The organism is Bacillus sp. FSL K6-3458, assembly GCF_038005045.1.
Lineage (GTDB): Bacteria > Bacillota > Bacilli > Bacillales > Bacillaceae > Bacillus > Bacillus altitudinis.
Genome location: NZ_JBBOSI010000001.1, coordinates 1,307,604 through 1,326,331 on the forward strand (window position 1 = coordinate 1,307,604; position 18,728 = coordinate 1,326,331).

The following is an 18,728-nucleotide window of genomic DNA, read 5'->3' on the forward strand; positions in this document are numbered from 1 at the left end:
ATGGTATACTAAAAATCGCCCAAGAAAACGTAAGGGGAGTTAAAGTGAGTGATAAATGATGAGTTGGTTAGATAAATTTTTTAGTGTATTTTTAGGAGAAGAAAAAAAAGAAGAAAAAGCTGAGAGGCCTGAAACAGGTCCGATTGCATCAAAGCAGCCAGCTGTTGAACAGCATAAAGAATATAAAAAAGTTGAAGATACGAAAGTGTATTATGAATATCCAAAAGGCAATTTCCGCTTTCCTCTCGTTCCAGATGAACCTGCACGTGAGGCAGCAAAGCAACAAGAAAGAAGGCGCACGCGGCCAAGTCAGCCAAAGGCAAAGCAGACGACCTATCAGCCAAAACAAACGGTGCAGCCTGATCTCAATAAAAAGCCTTTTAAAACAGAGCAAATCCCTTCACCTATCTATGGCTACCACCAGGATATGCGTCCAAAACATGCAGCAGCCAAAGAAGACACATCTTCTGTCAAAATGAAATCGTCAGAAGAAACGTCACAGCGTGTCACACTGTTATCAGAAGAAGCAGAGCGTGAACGGAATGTAAGACAGCAAATGAACATCCCGTCTATACGAAAAGAACAACGTATGGAAGACATGATGTCAGCCCAAACAGAAGAACAAGCAGAGAAGCAACCTGTCACGACGCCGCTTACTTTGCAAGAGGAACTCGCTTATCAAGATCACGTTCAATCAACGATGGAACGTTTATATGACGAGCCTTTCAGTGAGACAGAGGATCAAGATCAAGCTTTGTCACAGACCAAAGACGATCGAGAAGCATCCTTACATATGGAGCAAGCTGAAGCATCTAAAGAGCCTCTAGAGATGGAGCAAGAACAGGCAGTCACCGTTGAACAAGAAGAGCCGATGATTCCGCTTGAAGATGATACTGAGAAAAAAGAGAGCTTTACATTTGAAACAGCTTTAAGCGCATCACCAGCACTCGACATGGAGATAGAAAGCCCAGTAGAAGAAACTGCGATGCTGGAAGAGAATGAAGTAGAGGCTATGGAAGAAACAACAGAGGCTGCATGGATAGAAGAAAGTCAAGCAGATGTGTCAGCGGCAGCGTTTGAACAAGAAGAACCGGTGATCATACAGGAATCGCAAGATGATGATTCTCTGCCGGAAGAAAAATTAACAGATGATGAAGTCATGCCAGTTGAAGAAGCATCAGATGAATTTGCTGACTCTGGACAAGCAGAGATCGCCGGGGATATGGCAGAAGAGCTTGAGGAAACACCTGAAGAAACGCCTGAAATAAAACGTGAAGAACCAAAACCGTCTTCTCCACAGCCAAAGCGCTCAAGCGGTCAAACCTCCACCGTTCCTTTTAACGTCATGATGTTAAAAAGTGATCAGCGCGTGCAAGGACAGAAGAAAACGGCAGATGCACAAGGATATGTATTTCCGAGTTTAGCCCTTCTAGACGTTCCGCCAGCACAAAAAGAAGAGGACGGAACATGGGTGAAAGAACGGGCAGAACTGCTCAATGCCACACTGAAAAATTTCAATGTCAGAGCAAGTGTTGTTCATGTGACGCAAGGTCCTTCTGTTACAAGATTTGAAGTGCATCCTGAACCAGGCGTGAAAGTGAACAAAATTACAAACCTGTCAGATGATATCAAACTCAGTTTGTCTGCAAAAGATATTCGAATCGAAGCGCCGATTCCTGGGAAGAACACGATTGGAATCGAAGTGCCGAACCTTCACAGTAAAATGGTTTTCTTAAGAGAAATGATCAGAAGTAGTGCCTTCAGAGACAATCCATCTCCATTAACGGCGGCGCTCGGATTGGATATTTCCGGTCAGCCCGTTGTGGTTGATTTGCAAAAAATGCCGCACGGCTTAATTGCCGGAGCAACAGGTTCAGGAAAAAGTGTCTGTATTAATACCATTCTCGTAAGCCTGATGTTTAAAGCTTCACCTGATGAAGTGAAAATGCTGTTAATCGACCCTAAAATGGTCGAACTGGCGCCGTATAATCACATTCCGCATCTTGTGAGCCCAGTTATTACTGATGCCAAGACAGCAACAGCTGCTTTGAAATGGGTAGTAGATGAAATGGAAAGACGCTATGAACTGTTTGCACACTCTGGTGTGAGAGAAATCAAACGATTTAACGAACTGGTGAAAGAAAAACAAATGGGTGAAAAACTACCATATCTCGTCGTTGTCATTGATGAGTTGGCTGATTTAATGATGGTCGCACCAAATGAAGTCGAAGAAAGCATTTGCCGAATTGCCCAAAAAGCTAGAGCATGCGGGATTCACTTACTCATTGCGACGCAAAGACCTTCTGTTGATGTCATTACAGGCCTCATTAAAGCAAACATCCCAACAAGAATTGCTTTCTCTGTTTCAAGCCAAGTGGATTCAAGAACCATTATTGATATGGCAGGTGCTGAAAAGCTTCTCGGAAAAGGAGACATGCTGTTCTTAGAAAATGGCTCTGGCAAACCGACAAGGCTGCAAGGGAACTTTGTATCAGATCGAGAGATTGATGAAGTGGTAGCGCATGTGAGAAAACAGCGCAAGCCTGTGTTCCTTTTTGAACAGGAAGAATTGATGCTCCAAGGCTCTGCCATTACAGACGAAGATGAATTGTTTATGGACGCATGCCGATTCGCCATCGAGCAAAATAGTGCAAGTACATCCAGTTTGCAAAGAAGATTTAGAATTGGCTACAATCGAGCAGCGAGATTGATTGATATGATGGAACGTGAAGGAATGATCTCTGGTGCAAAAGGCAGTAAGCCAAGAGAGGTCCTCATGACACTGAGTGATTTAGAACAATTGATCTAAACAAACCACTTCATTTTTTTGATAAACATGGTATGATAGCACATAGGTGCAATTTTTGAATTGGACGCTTTTCGCATGCCTGTCTGAACGCTTTTTAACGAAAATGAGCGAAAGCAGGTGTTAGAAATGGGAAAGTTGTCGGATACTAATCATAGTTAATATTGATTAGAATAGGAAGATCGGAAAAAAATCTTTATTTGGAGCTGCGATTTGTGATCAGCTAGAGACAAAAATCACAAGTTGCAAATTGAAATGAGCGTCATATACTGTAAGTCAGATAGACGTTTGTTGGAGGTACAATTATGACTGTTTATCATTTTGTTGGAATAAAAGGGACAGGTATGAGTCCACTGGCCCAAATTCTTCATGATACTGGGTATACTGTCCAAGGATCGGATATCGAAAAACATATCTTTACACAAAAAGCATTAGAAGAACGAAATATTAAAATTCTTCCATTTGACCCAGATAATATTCAGCCAGGGATGACGGTGATTGCAGGAAATGCATTCCCAGATACACACCCTGAGATTGAGCGTGCTCTTTCTGAAGGAATTCCTGTCATTCGTTATCATAAATTTCTTGGAGAATACATGGATTCATTCACAAACGTTGCAATTACGGGTGCTCATGGTAAAACATCGACAACAGGTCTGCTTGCACATGTGATGCAAGCGGCAAAACCAACTTCCTACTTAATCGGTGATGGATCTGGAATGGGGAAAGAAAACAGCGAGTATTTTGTATTTGAAGCGTGCGAATACCGCAGACATTTCCTCAGCTACCATCCAGACTATGCGATCATGACCAATATTGATTTTGATCACCCTGATTATTTCACGGATATTGATGACGTGTTCGATGCGTTTCAAAACATGGCACTTCAAGTGAAAAAAGCCATTATCGCCTGCGGTGATGACGAGCATCTGCTCAAGATCCAAGCAAAAGTACCTGTTGTGTACTACGGATTCAATGAAGAAAATGATTTCCAAGCACGAAATGTTGTGAAAAACACAGAAGGCACCACATTTGATGTATTTGTACGTAATACGTTTTATGATACCTTCTACATTCCTGCTTACGGAAACCACAATGTCCTTAACTCATTAGCGGTTATTGCATTATGCCACTATGAGGCCATTGATGTAGAGCTCATCAAAGGTGCTTTAACGACATTTGGCGGTGTGAAACGACGCTTTAATGAAAAAGTAGTCGGTGAACAAGTCTTAATTGACGACTATGCGCACCATCCGACTGAAATTGAAGTCACGATCGAAGCAGCTCGCCAAAAGTATCCAGACCGTGATATTGTGGCAGTCTTCCAGCCGCACACTTTCACTCGTACACAGCAATTTTTAAGTGAATTTGCGGACAGTCTGAAAAAAGCAGACTATGTATACCTCTGTGATATTTTCGGCTCAGCTCGTGAAAACATTGGGAAACTAAGCATTGAAGATTTGCGGGAAAAAATTCCGCAAGCCCAATTGATTGAAGAAGAAGAGACATCTGTGCTGAAAGCACATGAAAATGCGATCTTGGTCTTTATGGGAGCAGGAGATATTCAAAAGTATCTTCGTGCTTATGAGAAAGTCGCAGTATAATTGCCTGTCAAAAAGTGCCGATTCAATCGGCGCTTTTTTATTTTGAATAAAATGTGACAAAGGGGCTAAATGTGACAAGATGTGCCGCTTTTTTTCGTTCGCTGTGGACAGGAATTGGCGAATAAGTGTAGAATTATTATTCAATCGGTCATTCTAGGCGATGTTTGAATGATACAACGAGAGGGTATTGAATTGAATATGCCCGCAGCAAAGGAGGTATCAGATGATTATTATTCTCTATTTAAGCGTTGCACTCATCGCAATCGCTTTCCTCATTCTTGTCATCTACTTGTCCAAAACATTGAAATCCTTACAGCTGACATTAAAGAATGTCGCATCAACTTTAGAAGGTCTTGAAGGACAGATGCAAGGCATCACCACAGAGACAGCACAGTTGCTACATAAGACCAATCAGCTTGCTGAAGATATTCAAGACAAATCGGCAAAACTTAACACAGTTGTGGATGCGGTGCAGGGAATTGGTGGCTCGATCAACCAATTTAATACAAGCATAAAGCAGGCAGCTGGTGCGGTTTCTTCATCCGTTGAACGAAATCAAGAGAAAGTCACGGATGTGGTAAGCTGGAGTAACGCAGCACTTGAAATCTATAAAAAATGGAAACAGCGTAAACAACAATAAACAACCATTTTCGCATAGGAGGAATAATCATGAGCAAAGACGGAATCAATAGCAAAGACTTTTTGATCGGAACACTTATCGGTGGCATTATCGGTGCAACAACGGCATTATTTTTAGCACCAAAGTCAGGGAAAGAGCTTCGCGATGATTTGAACACCCAAGCGAATGCCCTAAAAGAAAAAACAGATCGTCTTACAACAGATGCAAAGGAAAAAGGCACTGAATATGTGACGATTGCGAAAGACAAAACATCTGAATTGTCTCAGCTCGTAGCAGAGCAGTCAAACCAGATTTTAGACAAAGTAAAAGACATAAAAGATCGTACAGCTGGAAAAGCTAAACAAGTAAAAAGCGAAGCAGAAGATGCTGCAGCAAATATTGCAAATGAAGCTTCAGATGTAGCAGATGAAGCAAAAGTAAGAGCACAAGAAGCAAAAGCAGACATTGAAGACGGCATCAAAGATGTCAAAGAAAAAGTAGAACAATCTACGAAAGGCTAACTCGCTGCTTAAGTTAGGAAGGAGCACATCATGTCTAAACAACTCATAGAAACAGAAGAACAGTTTGATCAACTAACGAATCAAGACGGAACCTTTGTCTTTTTTAAGCACAGTTTGACATGTCCAATCAGCCAAGCTGCTTTTCAAGAGTTTGAAGCGTTTGCGTCAGAACATGAGGATGTTCCTGCTTATTTCTTGCAAATTCAAAACACAAGAGAACTTTCATCCTATGTGACTGAAAAGTCAGGGATCAAGCACGAAAGCCCGCAGGCACTCATCTTTAGCGGTGGCAAAGTAAAGTGGCATGCTTCTCACTCAAGCATTACAAAAGAAGCGCTTGAACATAACATGTAGAAAAACGTCAGCGATTGCTGACGTTCAAGATTGTGGACAAAGGGCTAAAATGAATTTTATTTTAGCCCTTTGTCTTCTTTTCGGCGTGATAGAAAACCTTTGCAGTCTAGGAAGGACGAGCACTGGCACGGAGCGAATTTGTCATTCGTGAGTACCAGCGCGCAGGACTGACAAAGAATGCGAGGGTTTGTCTACCCGCTGAAACGTCAGCGATTGCTGACGTTTTTTTTATAAAAAAGGTTTACTTGCATCAAAAGTATGCTATAATCTTACACATAATACTTTATCGCTTAAAAGCGTTTGGGTAATAAAGAATTTTTTCGTGACAATTCCGAAATCTTTGTTTATAATAAACCCTATTATAAGAGATCAAAAATAAAAAGCGAGAGCGGGCAGAGGAAAGGATGACAAAAATGAGCAACAATGAATTGGAACAATTGAGACAGCAAGCAGATGAACTAAATCTTCAAATCTTAAAACTGATCAATGAAAGAGGAAACATTGTAAAAGAAATTGGAAAGGCTAAAGAAGCGCAAGGTGTCAACCGTTATGACCCTGTCAGAGAGCGCACAATGCTTAATCAAATTCTTGAAGAAAATGATGGCCCATTTGAAAATTCAACGATTCAACATATTTTCAAAGAAATTTTCAAAGCTGGTTTAGAGCTTCAAGAAGATGACCACAGCAAAGCACTTCTTGTTTCTCGTAAGAAAAAACCTGAAAATACAATTGTAAATATCAATGGAGAAGCGATCGGTGACGGAAAACAACGTTTCATCGTTGGGCCATGTGCCGTTGAAAGCTACGAGCAAGTTGCAGAAGTAGCGGCAGCAGCGAAACAGCAGGGACTAAAACTTCTTCGTGGTGGCGCATTTAAGCCTCGCACAAGTCCATACGACTTCCAAGGACTTGGCGTAGACGGTCTAAAAATTCTAAAACGTGTAGCAGATGAATACGGTCTTGCAGTTATTAGTGAAATCGTGAATCCTGCTCATATTGAAGAAGCGATTGAGCATATCGATGTCATCCAAATTGGAGCACGTAACATGCAGAACTTCGAGCTTTTAAAAGAAGCTGGATCAGTGAACAAACCAGTTCTTTTAAAACGCGGTTTAGCAGCAACAATTTCAGAATTCATCAATGCAGCTGAATACATCATCGCACAAGGAAATGACCAAATCATCCTTTGCGAGCGAGGCATCCGCACATACGAAACAGCCACAAGAAATACACTAGATATCTCGGCTGTGCCAATCTTGAAACAAGAGACACATTTACCAGTCTTTGTTGACGTGACACACTCAACTGGACGCAGAGATCTACTTCTTCCAACAGCTAAAGCAGCTCTTGCGATTGGAGCAGACGGTGTGATGGCAGAAGTGCATCCAGATCCATCTGTTGCCCTATCTGATTCAGCGCAGCAAATGGACATTCCACAATTCGAAAAATGGTTAGATGCGTTAAGACCACTTGTCAACATTCACGCATAATCATAAATAGAAAAGCCGCCGGATGACAGCCCGGCGGTTTTTTCATGAAAAAATATGATCGAGATTGGCAATGAAAGGAAAAGAGCACATTGCAAGCTAAAAATACGCTTGTTCACAATGTTTTCATTTTTAAAATTCGATAGAATCTGCTAAGATCATTGTCATAGCTGACGTTCGCAACGATTTTTGGTGAAATATGATTCAATTTACAGGTAACAAGCTCATTAAAGTTTGTTTAATTTAGTTATAAAAAGAAAGGGAACGTTTTCATATGAAGAAAAAACGTGTATAATTTCATAAAAGAATGTCATTTTGATGTAGATTGAAAAATTATGTGTCTCTTTTCATCGTTTTAATGACAAATAGGATATTATTTTCCTCGTATCTGACATGTCTCTATCCAATTGGTGAATGCTATAGATATGAAGTGTATTTGAAGGAGTGATTTATGTGAATAATGTTACAATATATGATGTAGCAAGAGAAGCAAACGTAAGTATGGCAACGGTATCACGCGTTGTTAATGGTAATCCAAACGTAAAACCAACAACAAGAAAAAAGGTGCTTGAAGCAATTGATCGTCTCGGCTACCGTCCGAACGCAGTCGCACGAGGCCTTGCAAGTAAAAAGACCACAACAGTTGGGGTTATCATCCCTGATATTTCGAGTATCTTCTATTCAGAGCTTGCACGAGGAATTGAAGATATTGCGACGATGTACAAGTACAACATTATTTTGAGCAACTCAGACCAAAATACTGATAAAGAACTTCATTTGTTAAACACAATGCTTGGCAAACAAGTAGATGGAATCGTTTTTATGGGCGGAAACATTACAGATGTGCATGTGGAAGAATTTAAGCGCTCTCCTGTACCCATTGTACTTGCAGCATCTGTTGAAGAGCAGGCACAAACACCATCAGTCAACATTAACTATGAACAAGCCATTTATGATTCAGTTCAGCTATTAGTTGAAAAAGGACATAAACGAATTGCGTTTGTATCTGGACCAATGTCAGAACCAATTAACTCTATGAGAAAGCTTGCTGGTTATAAGCGTGCGCTTGAAGAAGCTGGTATCGCGTTTGACGAAGCGCTTGTTGCTGAAGGAGACTACTCATATGACTCTGGTATTGAAGCGCTCGCTAATCTGCTTGCTCAATCTGACAAGCCGACGGCTGTGATTGCAGCTACTGACGAAATGGCGCTAGGTGTCATTCATGGAGCTCAGGACAGAGGCGTATCAATTCCTGAAGATTTAGAAGTGATTGGTTTTGATAACACAAGACTATCCCTCATGGTACGCCCTCAATTGACAACAGTTGTTCAGCCGACTTACGATATTGGCGCTGTTGCGATGAGACTTTTGACAAAGCTCATGAACAAAGAACAAGTAGAAGATCAAATTGTTGAATTGCCACATAGAATCGAAGAAAGACAATCGACGAAATAAAAAAGAAAGCAGGCTCACTTGATCAGTGGACGCCTGCTTTTTTTATGCCTTTTTCTTTTCTCGTCGAACAGGCATGAGTGCTTTTTCTACCGTTTGTACATTTTTTTCTGTAATTTCTGCTCTTCTTGGAATCGGTGGATATAAATCGTCAGGATCTAGCCATGTGGATGGAAGCGGAACAGGCGATTGTTTTTCCCATGCCCGAATCCATTCCTGAGGAAGCACATCTGGTGGTGTGATGCCTTTCATCTCAAGCCAAATGCGGCTCCATGCTCTTGGGACGACACGCCAAATATCATAGCCGCCTCCGCCCACAGCGATCCATTTTCCATTACAATATTGATGCGCCAGCTCATGGGCAATTCTAGGAATTTCCTCATATATTTTCATGGTAGCAGATAAATGCGTCAAAGGGTCATAATAGTGGGCATCTGCTCCATTTTGCGTCAAAATGACATCTGGTTTAAAAAAAGCAGCAATTTCTGTCACTGCTGTTCGATAGGCTTCTAAAAATGATTCGTCTTCTGTAAATGCGTCAAGCGGGATATTATATGCATAGCCATAGCCTTTATCATGACCCCTTTCCTGTACTTGTCCAGTTCCAGGGAACAAATAGCGCCCTGTTTCATGAATGGAAACAGTACATACCTCTGGATCATCATAGAAGCTAAACTGTACACCATCGCCATGATGAGCATCTGTATCAATATATAAAATTCTAGCGCCATATGTCTTTTGAATATACTGAATGGCCACAGAGCTGTCATTATAAATACAAAAGCCAGAAGCACGCCCTTTAAATCCATGGTGAAGCCCGCCGCCAAGATTGAGCGCATGCTGCGAATGCCCAAGCATCACTTGATCAACCGCTGTTAATGTCCCACCAACTAGGAGAGAAGCTGCCTCATGCATCCCTGCAAACATCGGGGTATCCTCAGTGCCAAGACCATAACGTTCCCCCTCTGCGGTGGACAGTTTTCCTTCACTTGCCCGCTGTACTGCTTGAATGTAGTCTGCTGTATGGACAAGCTTTAACTCCTCCAGCGTCGCCATACGAGGTGCGACAATCTCATCATCCGTTAATGCCTTCATTTTTTGAAGAAGATCATAAGTTAAGTAGACGCGAAGCTGATTGAAGGGATGATCTTGGTGAAACTGGTACGTTTGAAAAGATGGTGAAAAAACAAAGGTCGCTTCCTTCATTTGATCGTCTGCTCCATAGGCCAGAGCACTTTATAGCCTTTTGTACGAATCAGCTTCATCACATGATCTGCATGCATCGTTTGAAGGCGGAAGACGAGCACTTTAGAGGCTTCATTGGCATGTGGGTACACGAGTACACTCAGCATTTGAATATGCTGCTCTTTTAAAATGGACGTAATGTCTGCAAGACCCTCTGTCACTTGCGCTACTTCAACCTCTAAATGTGATCCAGGCTGATCTGCACCTGTTAGTCTTACAAACGTACGAAGTAAATCTGTTTTTGTGATGATCCCTACAAGCTTGCCACGTCTCACAACGGGAAGACAGCCAATTCCGTGTTCAAAAAAGACACTTGAAATCTCCTCAACGAAATCAAGCGGATGAGCGGTAATCGTCTCTAGCACCATGATGTCTTCAACCGGTCGCTGAATAAAAAGCTGCCTTTTCTCTGTTTCAAAAATACTTGGACTGGCATTTTTAATATCCCGATCTGTCACCATCCCAATGACAGATCCCTGCTCAGATACGATAGGAATATGCCGAATGTGATGTGCACTCATTTTTTGAATGGCTTCTTCAATCGTATCGGTTTTGCGCAGCGTGATCACATCACGCTCCATAATTTGTTCAATCATCATGTTTACCAATCCCCTTTGCCAAAAAAACGAATTGAACGTTAATACATAAAGCGCTGATGGAAGCGAAGACGATCGAAACGCTCGATCGAATCAGGACTCACATGTTTCCCAATTCTGGCCATTAAACAATTGGCTGGATGTGAGCTAATCTCTGGCTCGTCTGTTGCAAACCAGACAAGACCGCCGGCGTTCATCATTTTCTCCATCATTTTGCGGTACTCCCACACGTTTTTCTTTGTCCCCTTTAAATCCCAATGCCAGTAATATTCAGTTGTAATGATAATGTAATTCTCCATTTGCTCATCCATCATGCTCACATCCAGTAAATGCTTGCCAAGTGAGCAGCCTCTGAATGGAGGAGCGACTTCAATGGCACCGAGCTCAATTAAATTGTCCATGTTGCCTTCTGACCAGCGTTCAAGCGGATCAGGGTACAAATACGTGACATAGCCTACGACAAGCTCATCCACCCTAGCAATGATAATACGCCCTTCAGGAAGATCTGCTATTTCAACAAGTGCTTGTTTCTGTTCCTCAGGCGTGCGAAATGCTGTTAGTCCTTCATGAAAACTATATTTCGCCAGCTCTGATGCAGGTACCGGGCCTTCAATCAGGATGGTGCCTGCTTCTCTCGTAATTGTTTTTGAATAATAAGTTTTAGGATGCTCCACGTATCCACCGCCTCAAATTCTAGTGAGTCGTCTCTATTTTATCTTAAATCTGACAATAATTAAAACGGTTTCATTAGAAGTTTTTTAAAAATTGAGAAAAAAAGTCATCTATACTATAATGGTCATTGTAAACGTATGCAAAGGGGGACTGTTTGATGAAAGTGGAAACGCTACCATCAGTAAAAGGGGACTATCATTTAAATGATTATGAGCAAGCATACAAAGAATTTTCATGGGAGGAAGCGAGAAAAAATTTCTCTTGGTATGAAACAGGAAAAGTAAATGCAGCTTATGAAGCGATTGACAGACATGCGGACTCGTTTCGTAAAAACAAGGTGGCGCTTCACTACAAAGATTCACAGCGGGATGAAAAGTATACGTTCAGGGATATGAAAATCAAGACAAACAAAGCAGGAAATCTATTAAGAGAACAGGCACATGTGCAAAAAGGGGATCGCGTGTTTATCTTTATGCCAAGATCACCTGAGCTCTATTTTCTACTGCTTGGTGCTGTCAAAATTGGTGCGATCGTCGGTCCGTTATTTGAGGCATTTATGGAAGGTGCCGTCAAAGATCGTTTAGAAAATAGTGAGGCAAAAGTGATTGTGACAACGCCTGATCTGCTTGAGCGGGTTCCATTTGCAGAACTTCCAAAGCTTGAATCCGTCATCATTGTCGGTGGTGAAAAAGAGGATGCAGGTGGTGTGCGGACGATTCACTTTGAAGAAGCATTTGAACAGGCAGCGAAGGAACTTGAAATCGAGTGGATGGATGAAAAAGATGGATACCTGCTTCATTACACGTCAGGGTCCACTGGTACGCCAAAAGGTGTGCTCCATGTTCATGGCGCAATGGTGCAGCAAGGCCAGACGGGTAAATGGGTACTTGATTTGAAAGAAGAAGATGTCTACTGGTGCACAGCTGATCCAGGCTGGGTAACAGGGACGGTGTACGGTATTTTTTCTCCGTGGTTGAATGGAGCGACGAATGTCATTTTAGGCGGCAGGTTCAATCCTGATACGTGGTACGAAACCATCGAATCGCTTGGTGTGACCGTTTGGTACAGTGCACCGACAGCCTTCAGAATGCTGATGGGAGCCGGAGACGATCTCATTCAAAAATATGATCTCAGCTCACTCCGTCATGTGTTAAGTGTAGGAGAGCCACTTAATCCAGAAGTGATCCGCTGGGGAGACGCTGTATTTGGTAAACGAATTCATGACACTTGGTGGATGACAGAAACAGGTGCACAACTGATTTGTAACTATCCATGCATGGATATCAAACCAGGTTCGATGGGGAAACCAATTCCAGGCGTTGAAGCTGCGATTGTAGATAATGCCGGAAATGAACTTCCGCCATACCGGATGGGGAACCTTGCCATCAAAAAGGGCTGGCCGTCTATGATGCATACGATCTGGAACAATCCTGAAAAATATGAATCTTACTTTATGCCGGGAGATTGGTATGTTTCAGGAGATTCAGCTTATATGGATGAAGATGGATACTTCTGGTTCCAGGGACGTGTCGACGATGTCATTATGACGTCAGGAGAGCGGGTCGGTCCATTTGAGGTAGAAAGTAAACTGGTGGAACATCCGGCCATTGCAGAGGCTGGTGTCATCGGAAAACCAGATCCTGTGCGCGGTGAAATTATCAAAGCATTTATAGCGCTTAGAAGCGGATACGAACCGACAGATGAGCTGAAAGAAGAGATTCGCACGTTTGTGAAAAAAGGACTCGCTGCACATGCAGCACCGAGAGAAATTGAGTTTAAAGACAAACTGCCAAAAACACGAAGCGGTAAAATTATGAGACGTGTGCTAAAAGCGTGGGAACTGAATTTACCTGCTGGCGATCTCTCGACAATGGAAGATTAATCGCTTCCGTCAGTTGACTTGATATCAAAAGTATGTTAAAAATGACTTTAGTTGAATATGAAAAGGTTTTGACTGAGATTCAGTAGAATCATCTTTCCCTGTCCAAGAGAGCTGACGGCTGGTGCGAGTCAGTACAAAGAGATATTCGAATTACCCTCACGAACCGCTTTTACGAAAAGGAGCATGCATGTTGCCTGATTAGTGAAAGAACGGATCTGTCCGTTATCAGTGTAAGTGAAAAGACGTGTGTTTTGTCTTTTAAGCAGGGTGGTACCGCGATATATATCGTCCCTTCGTTCATTCGAAGGGGCGTTTTTTTATGTTGAATTGTAAAAAAAGGAGATTTGGATATGAGTCAATTGATGGAAGAATTATCGTTCAGAGGATTAATTCAGCAACAAACAGATGAAGAAGGTTTAACAAAATTATTAGCAGAAGAAAAAATCAAGCTATACTCCGGCTTTGATCCAACAGCTGACAGCTTGCACATTGGTCACTTACTGCCAATTTTAACATTGCGCAGATTCCAAGAAGCAGGCCATCATCCGATTGCACTTGTTGGTGGCGCAACTGGACTGATTGGTGACCCAAGTTTCAAAAAAGCAGAACGTTCACTAAACCCAGCAGAAATCGTCGAACAGTGGTCAGAGAAAATCAAAGGCCAGCTCTCTCAATTCCTTGATTTTGAAGCAGGCGAGAATCCAGCCGTTATCGTGAATAACTACGACTGGATCAGCCAAATGAATGTGATCACTTTCCTTCGTGATATTGGGAAGAACTTCGGTGTGAACTTCATGCTCGCAAAAGATATCGTCAGCTCCCGTATTGAAACAGGGATTTCGTACACAGAATTCAGCTACGTGATTCTGCAATCGTTAGACTTCTTGAACCTTTACAGAAATGAAAACTGTAAGCTGCAAATCGGCGGAAGTGACCAGTGGGGAAATATCACATCTGGACTTGAGTTGATCCGTAAGTCTGAAGCAGAAGGCGCAAAAGCATTCGGTCTCACAATGCCGCTTGTGACAAAAGCAGATGGCACGAAGTTTGGTAAAACAGAAGGCGGTGCCATCTGGTTAGATAAAGAAAAAACATCACCATATGAATTCTACCAATTCTGGATCAACACAGATGACCGTGATGTCGTGAAATACTTAAAATACTTTACGTTCCTATCAAAAGAAGAGATCGCATCGTATGAAGAAAAAGTGCAAACAGCTCCTGAAAAGCGTGAAGCACAGCGCCGTTTGGCAGAAGAAGTCACAACACTTGTGCATGGCCGTGAATCACTAGAACAGGCTGTCAACATCTCAAATGCGCTATTTAAAGGTGAGATTAAATCTCTTACAGCAGAAGAAGTGAAAGTAGGCTTTAAAGATGTGCCATCAATGGAGAAAGACAGTGCAGAAGAATTAACACTGGTTGATGTTCTTGTCGAATCAAAACTGTCTCCATCAAAACGCCAAGCACGTGAAGATATCACGAATGGCGCAGTTTCCATCAACGGAGAGAGACAAACCGACAAAGACTACGTCCTTTCAGCTGAAGATAGAATTGAAAACCAATTTACCGTCTTAAGAAGAGGGAAAAAGAAATATTTCCTTGTGACGTATAAATAAATCCTTATGAAACAGTAAGTATCATGAAAAGCACCTCAAATGTTCATATACATTGAGGTGCTTTTTTTATTCAGAAGTAGGAATTAAGCTTTTACAGAGCGGTTTTCTCTCATTTGTCTGTTTCTTATTCAAGGAGTGAATTTTCGTTTGTATAAGCATGTTCTACCTTACAAATTCGGGTTGTATAGGATTCATACCAATCTTTTTTTCCTTTTTTTTTGAACACGCTGATGTGCTGTATGTGCTTTCCATTCTTTGATGGCTGCTAATGAATCCCAGTAAGAGACAGTGATTCCAACACCATGTTCATCTCGTACACTTTCTATTCCAAGAAACCCGTCTAGTTCTTTCGCTAATTCTTCCATTTTTTGAGCAGCCACGGCGTATTCTTTCTGCTCGACATTTGTTCGTTTTGATGTGAAAATCACCGCATAATAGGGTAGTGCAGGTGTTTGAGTAAACAGCATCTAGCAGAACCTCCTTTTGTCTATTCACATTATATATGAAAGATAGAGGGGCTCGTAGTCTTTTTGTTTTAATTTAAAAAAGTCCAAGGTGCTTTATGATTATTTATATTTCTGTAAAATCATCTCATAAACATTACCTTGTTCACTTTTCTGACATATTTTTCTTGTATAAAATAGAGTCGAATAAGATGAATAAGGGGGAATGAAAGTGATTCGATTTAAGAAAAAGAGTTTGCAAATTCTTGTTGCCTTTGCCTTAGTGCTAGGTTCAATAGCCTTCATCCAGCCGAAAGAGGCCAAAGCGGCTGAGCATAATCCGGTTGTAATGGTACACGGCATGGGTGGTGCGTCTTATAACTTTGCTTCGATCAAACGATACTTGGTATCACAGGGATGGGATCAAAACCAACTTTTTGCAATCGATTTCATAGACAAAACAGGTAATAACCTGAACAATGGCCCGAGGCTCTCTAGATTCGTCAAAGATGTACTAGCCAAAACGGGCGCCAAAAAAGTAGATATTGTGGCTCATAGTATGGGCGGTGCGAACACGTTATACTATATTAAGAACCTAGACGGGGGAGATAAAATTGAAAACGTCGTCACACTTGGTGGAGCAAACGGACTCGTTTCACTCAGAGCATTACCAGGCACCGATCCAAATCAAAAAATTCTTTACACTTCTGTCTATAGCTCAGCCGATCTCATCGTCGTCAACAGCCTCTCTCGCTTAATTGGCGCAAGAAACGTCCTCATCCACGGCGTTGGACATATCGGTCTATTAACCTCAAGCCAAGTCAAAGGCTATGTGAAAGAAGGATTGAATGGCGGAGGACAGAATACGAATTAAAAAATCAAAAAGACAGCGATTTGTGCTGTCTTTTTTGATGTCATGGTTATATGGGAGCTGCTAGGTGTTGAAGAAGATTTTTAGGAGGATAAAAGATGACGCAAAAACTCAAATATGCTTTCTTGGGCTACTTTCTCTATTTCCCATGTTCATTTCTGATCATCTATATGATCTGGATGGCAATCGTCAAATCAGTGCAATGGGCAGAAGTCATATCTAATTGTACATCCATCATTGGTATCTATTACTTAATAGCCAGTGTGTGGTTTGTCTTTTTACTGCAAAAACAGACAAAACATCGTACATAGCCAAATAAAAACATGTACAAATCAACCGCCATTCCTTACACTACATATAATGAACGAGAATCTTCGGAGGTGGGTATTTGTGCAACAACATCAAAAGGCTTTGATTATGGTCGATGTACAGAAAGCATTCGAGCACGAAAAATGGGGAGAACGGAATAACCTAGATGCAGAGAAGAATATCAGTCGTCTATTGACGTTTTGGAGAGAAAAAGGATGGACAGTCATTCATATTCAGCATACATCGGATCAGCCGCACTCCTTATTTCATCCAGCAAATGAAGGGCACTCCTTCAAAGAGATCGCCAAACCGCTAGATGAAGAAACGGTCATACAAAAGAAAGTCAACAGCAGCTTTATAGGTACAAACTTAGAGGAACAACTAAGATCAAACGAGATCGACACTGTTGTGATTGCTGGACTCACAACACCGCACTGCGTATCTACAACAACAAGAATGAGTGGAAACCTAGGCTTTGATACATACCTCATGTCAGATGCAACAGCCGCCTTTGGTTTAACAGATCAAACCGGTACATATTATGATCCAGAAACGATCCATCGCCTTTCACTTGCAACACTGCATGACGAATTTGCGACTGTCCTGACAACAGAGCAGCTGATCACAAATTGGGCAAGCGAAAGCTCCTAGAATCATTTCTAGGAGCTTTTTGCTTGTTCATCCAGCGGCTGTTTTCGTTGTTCAATACTTGAGTAGATGAGATCAATTCCAATAAATAAGAAGCTGACAAAGAAAGATAAAATGAGTGTGCCGTGCTCCCAAATGGAGACATTGACTATGTTCATATTAAGTACAAACTTAATTGAGAAATGCACAACGATCCATGAGAGTAAAAATTCAAAGATAAACGTGAACCATTGAGGAAATCTTAGCAAAGAGGAAATTCCTTTACCAATGAATACTAAAAAGATCGACCAAAAAAGAACAATCCCACTGACGAATAGACAGAAGGTCAATAATGAAAGAAAGGATGCATAGGTAATATATTCTCCAAAAAGAAAATTCACTCCTAATGAAACAACATAAAGTACAGAACTTGGAATGATGATGACAAAACTAATCGAAATAAAGATGAGTAAAATGAGGAGAATTTCAGCGATAGCTCCAGGCGCTTCATCGACAACTTTTGTCTTTCTCAAAATCGTATAGATAATAATTGAAATGAGTATAAGTGCTAACATAAATGAAATAATCGACAAATTGCCTTCCTCCTTAACGTTCCTTACAGTATTGTCTTAAGTTGTGAGTTATCCATTAAATGTAATTGTAAGAGGAAAACAAAAAAGAGTAAAGAGTAATCGGTGTTCTAATTTTCTTGTGTGCAAATAAGTTATTTGTAGCTAGAGAGTATCATACAAAAGACCAAACAAAAAACCCTAGAAATCCTTGAACAATCAAGGTCTCTAGGGTTTGTTTGATCACTCTCTGAGAGAGTCATGAAATTAACGAGAGTAGAACTCAACGATTAGTTGTTCGCTGATTTCAGGCGCTAATTCAGAACGCTCTGGAAGACGAGTGAAAGTTCCTTCAAGCTTTTCAGCATCGAAAGTAAGGTATTCAGGTACGAAGTTGTTCACTTCAACTGATTCTTTCACAACTGCAAGGTTTTGAGATTTCTCACGAAGAGCAATCGTTTGACCTGGTTTCACAGAGAAAGATGGGATGTCTACACGGCTTCCATCAACAAGGATGTGACCATGGTTTACTAGCTGACGAGCTTGGCGGCGCGTACGAGCAAGGCCAAGACGGTATACTAGGTTGTCAAGGCGAGTTTCAAGAAGGATCATGAAGTTTTCACCTTGTTTACCAGGAAGTTTAGCAGCTCTGTCAAATAGTGTACGGAATTGACGTTCGTTGACACCGTACATGTGACGAAGCTTTTGCTTCTCTTGTAATTGTAAACCGTATTCAGATAGTTTTTTGCGTTGTCCTGGACCATGTGGGCCTGGAGCGTAAGGGCGTTTTTCAAGTTCCTTACCTGTTCCGCTTAATGAAATGCCTAAACGGCGGGAAATCTTCCAACTTGGACCTGTATAGCGAGCCATAATGTGACTCCTCCTTATTGTTTTTATTTGTGAAAAATAAAAACCGTCTGTTCTTTGTCTTTTCCGTCATTATGTTTTCATGCATCCTCGCTCCAGCAGCAGGGAGTTACAAGATGCACCTCCATATAGAAGGAACAAAATGATACAAAAAAGCCGAACAAAAAGGCTGCCATATTTCACAC

General features: G+C 41.4%; 17 protein-coding genes, 1 pseudogene and 1 other annotated feature. Of the genes and pseudogenes, 12 read left to right on the forward strand and 6 right to left on the reverse strand.

Features of this window, described 5'->3' with window-relative positions; translation table 11 throughout:
- Positions 1-55: 55 nt before the first annotated feature.
- The 7 genes from MHH23_RS06870 (at position 56) to ccpA (ending at position 8,846) form a co-directional block, all read left to right on the forward strand.
- The gene (locus tag MHH23_RS06870; protein WP_445285656.1) at positions 56-2,809 is read left to right on the forward strand and encodes a DNA translocase FtsK; all 2,754 of its coding nucleotides are present in this window, start codon (positions 56-58) and stop codon (positions 2,807-2,809) included.
- A 302-nt stretch (positions 2,810-3,111) separates the two neighbouring features.
- A complete protein-coding gene (gene murC, locus MHH23_RS06875; protein ID WP_008343047.1) occupies positions 3,112-4,410 on the forward strand; it encodes a UDP-N-acetylmuramate--L-alanine ligase in 1,299 nt (432 codons plus the stop codon).
- 223 nt (positions 4,411-4,633) lie between these two features.
- Positions 4,634-5,050, forward strand: a complete 417-nt coding sequence (locus MHH23_RS06880; RefSeq protein ID WP_017367864.1) for a DUF948 domain-containing protein — start codon at positions 4,634-4,636, stop codon at positions 5,048-5,050.
- 29 nt (positions 5,051-5,079) lie between these two features.
- Complete coding sequence (locus MHH23_RS06885; protein ID WP_007501807.1) at positions 5,080-5,550, forward strand: YtxH domain-containing protein; 471 nt, start codon at positions 5,080-5,082, stop codon at positions 5,548-5,550.
- Positions 5,551-5,580: 30 nt separating this feature from the next.
- On the forward strand, positions 5,581-5,904 hold the full coding sequence (gene ytxJ / locus MHH23_RS06890) for a bacillithiol system redox-active protein YtxJ (protein WP_007501805.1): 324 nt from the start codon (positions 5,581-5,583) through the stop codon (positions 5,902-5,904).
- Between the two features lie 413 nt (positions 5,905-6,317).
- A complete protein-coding gene (locus tag MHH23_RS06895) occupies positions 6,318-7,394 on the forward strand; it encodes a bifunctional 3-deoxy-7-phosphoheptulonate synthase/chorismate mutase (protein ID WP_017358315.1) in 1,077 nt (358 codons plus the stop codon).
- Positions 7,395-7,844: 450 nt separating this feature from the next.
- Positions 7,845-8,846 (forward strand): catabolite control protein A, encoded by a 1,002-nt coding sequence (ccpA, locus tag MHH23_RS06900; RefSeq protein ID WP_160757444.1) that lies wholly within the window; start codon positions 7,845-7,847, stop codon positions 8,844-8,846.
- A 42-nt stretch (positions 8,847-8,888) separates the two neighbouring features.
- Here the strand turns inward: ccpA and MHH23_RS06905 are convergent, their stop codons facing one another.
- The 3 genes from MHH23_RS06905 to MHH23_RS06915 are packed head-to-tail and all read right to left on the reverse strand — an operon-like array spanning position 8,889 to position 11,358.
- Positions 8,889-10,049, reverse strand: coding sequence for an acetoin utilization protein AcuC (locus MHH23_RS06905; protein WP_340959137.1), 1,161 nt, complete (start codon positions 10,047-10,049; stop codon positions 8,889-8,891).
- Positions 10,046-10,687, reverse strand: coding sequence for a CBS and ACT domain-containing protein (locus tag MHH23_RS06910; RefSeq protein ID WP_326242402.1), 642 nt, complete (start codon positions 10,685-10,687; stop codon positions 10,046-10,048). The genes MHH23_RS06905 and MHH23_RS06910 overlap by 4 nt, the downstream gene beginning before the upstream one ends.
- A gap of 38 nt (positions 10,688-10,725) precedes the next feature.
- A complete protein-coding gene (locus tag MHH23_RS06915) occupies positions 10,726-11,358 on the reverse strand; it encodes a GNAT family N-acetyltransferase (protein WP_340959138.1) in 633 nt (210 codons plus the stop codon).
- Positions 11,359-11,513: 155 nt separating this feature from the next.
- Between MHH23_RS06915 and acsA the strand changes: the two genes are divergently transcribed.
- The gene (gene acsA, locus MHH23_RS06920) at positions 11,514-13,238 is read left to right on the forward strand and encodes an acetate--CoA ligase (protein ID WP_340959139.1); all 1,725 of its coding nucleotides are present in this window, start codon (positions 11,514-11,516) and stop codon (positions 13,236-13,238) included.
- A 59-nt stretch (positions 13,239-13,297) separates the two neighbouring features.
- Positions 13,298-13,534, forward strand: a binding site (T-box leader).
- 54 nt (positions 13,535-13,588) lie between these two features.
- Positions 13,589-14,857, forward strand: a complete 1,269-nt coding sequence (tyrS, locus tag MHH23_RS06925; protein ID WP_072368447.1) for a tyrosine--tRNA ligase — start codon at positions 13,589-13,591, stop codon at positions 14,855-14,857.
- A 124-nt stretch (positions 14,858-14,981) separates the two neighbouring features.
- On the opposite strand, the pseudogene MHH23_RS06930 reads toward tyrS, so the two are convergent.
- Positions 14,982-15,324 (reverse strand): annotated as a pseudogene (locus MHH23_RS06930) (antibiotic biosynthesis monooxygenase family protein).
- A gap of 208 nt (positions 15,325-15,532) precedes the next feature.
- Between MHH23_RS06930 and MHH23_RS06935 the strand changes: the two are divergent.
- The 3 genes from MHH23_RS06935 to MHH23_RS06945 all read left to right on the forward strand — a co-directional run bounded on the left by MHH23_RS06935 (position 15,533) and on the right by MHH23_RS06945 (position 17,131).
- Positions 15,533-16,174 carry an esterase/lipase family protein gene (locus tag MHH23_RS06935; RefSeq protein WP_412055217.1) on the forward strand — a complete coding sequence of 214 codons (642 nt, stop codon included), beginning with the start codon at positions 15,533-15,535 and terminating at the stop codon, positions 16,172-16,174.
- Between the two features lie 95 nt (positions 16,175-16,269).
- Positions 16,270-16,482, forward strand: coding sequence for a hypothetical protein (locus MHH23_RS06940; RefSeq protein ID WP_039170275.1), 213 nt, complete (start codon positions 16,270-16,272; stop codon positions 16,480-16,482).
- A 49-nt stretch (positions 16,483-16,531) separates the two neighbouring features.
- Positions 16,532-17,131 (forward strand): cysteine hydrolase family protein, encoded by a 600-nt coding sequence (locus MHH23_RS06945; protein ID WP_268431015.1) that lies wholly within the window; start codon positions 16,532-16,534, stop codon positions 17,129-17,131.
- Positions 17,132-17,139: 8 nt separating this feature from the next.
- On the opposite strand, the gene MHH23_RS06950 is transcribed toward MHH23_RS06945, so the two are convergent.
- Together MHH23_RS06950 and rpsD are read right to left on the reverse strand one after the other, a co-directional pair.
- A complete protein-coding gene (locus tag MHH23_RS06950; protein ID WP_178896954.1) occupies positions 17,140-17,700 on the reverse strand; it encodes a hypothetical protein in 561 nt (186 codons plus the stop codon).
- A gap of 243 nt (positions 17,701-17,943) precedes the next feature.
- Positions 17,944-18,546: a 30S ribosomal protein S4 gene (rpsD, locus tag MHH23_RS06955; RefSeq protein WP_007501777.1), complete on the reverse strand. Its 603-nt coding sequence runs from the start codon at positions 18,544-18,546 to the stop codon at positions 17,944-17,946.
- Positions 18,547-18,728: the final 182 nt, after the last annotated feature.

Coding starts and splice junctions, on each gene's coding strand:
- MHH23_RS06870 (WP_445285656.1), top strand. CDS start 56: ATGATGAGTTGGTTAGATAAATTTTTTAGTGTATTTTTAGGAGAAGAA.
- murC (WP_008343047.1), top strand. CDS start 3,112: ATGACTGTTTATCATTTTGTTGGAATAAAAGGGACAGGTATGAGTCCA.
- MHH23_RS06880 (WP_017367864.1), top strand. CDS start 4,634: ATGATTATTATTCTCTATTTAAGCGTTGCACTCATCGCAATCGCTTTC.
- MHH23_RS06885 (WP_007501807.1), top strand. CDS start 5,080: ATGAGCAAAGACGGAATCAATAGCAAAGACTTTTTGATCGGAACACTT.
- ytxJ (WP_007501805.1), top strand. CDS start 5,581: ATGTCTAAACAACTCATAGAAACAGAAGAACAGTTTGATCAACTAACG.
- MHH23_RS06895 (WP_017358315.1), top strand. CDS start 6,318: ATGAGCAACAATGAATTGGAACAATTGAGACAGCAAGCAGATGAACTA.
- MHH23_RS06905 (WP_340959137.1), bottom strand. CDS start 10,049: ATGAAGGAAGCGACCTTTGTTTTTTCACCATCTTTTCAAACGTACCAG.
- MHH23_RS06910 (WP_326242402.1), bottom strand. CDS start 10,687: ATGATGATTGAACAAATTATGGAGCGTGATGTGATCACGCTGCGCAAA.
- acsA (WP_340959139.1), top strand. CDS start 11,514: ATGAAAGTGGAAACGCTACCATCAGTAAAAGGGGACTATCATTTAAAT.
- tyrS (WP_072368447.1), top strand. CDS start 13,589: ATGAGTCAATTGATGGAAGAATTATCGTTCAGAGGATTAATTCAGCAA.
- MHH23_RS06940 (WP_039170275.1), top strand. CDS start 16,270: ATGACGCAAAAACTCAAATATGCTTTCTTGGGCTACTTTCTCTATTTC.
- MHH23_RS06945 (WP_268431015.1), top strand. CDS start 16,532: ATGAACGAGAATCTTCGGAGGTGGGTATTTGTGCAACAACATCAAAAG.
- rpsD (WP_007501777.1), bottom strand. CDS start 18,546: ATGGCTCGCTATACAGGTCCAAGTTGGAAGATTTCCCGCCGTTTAGGC.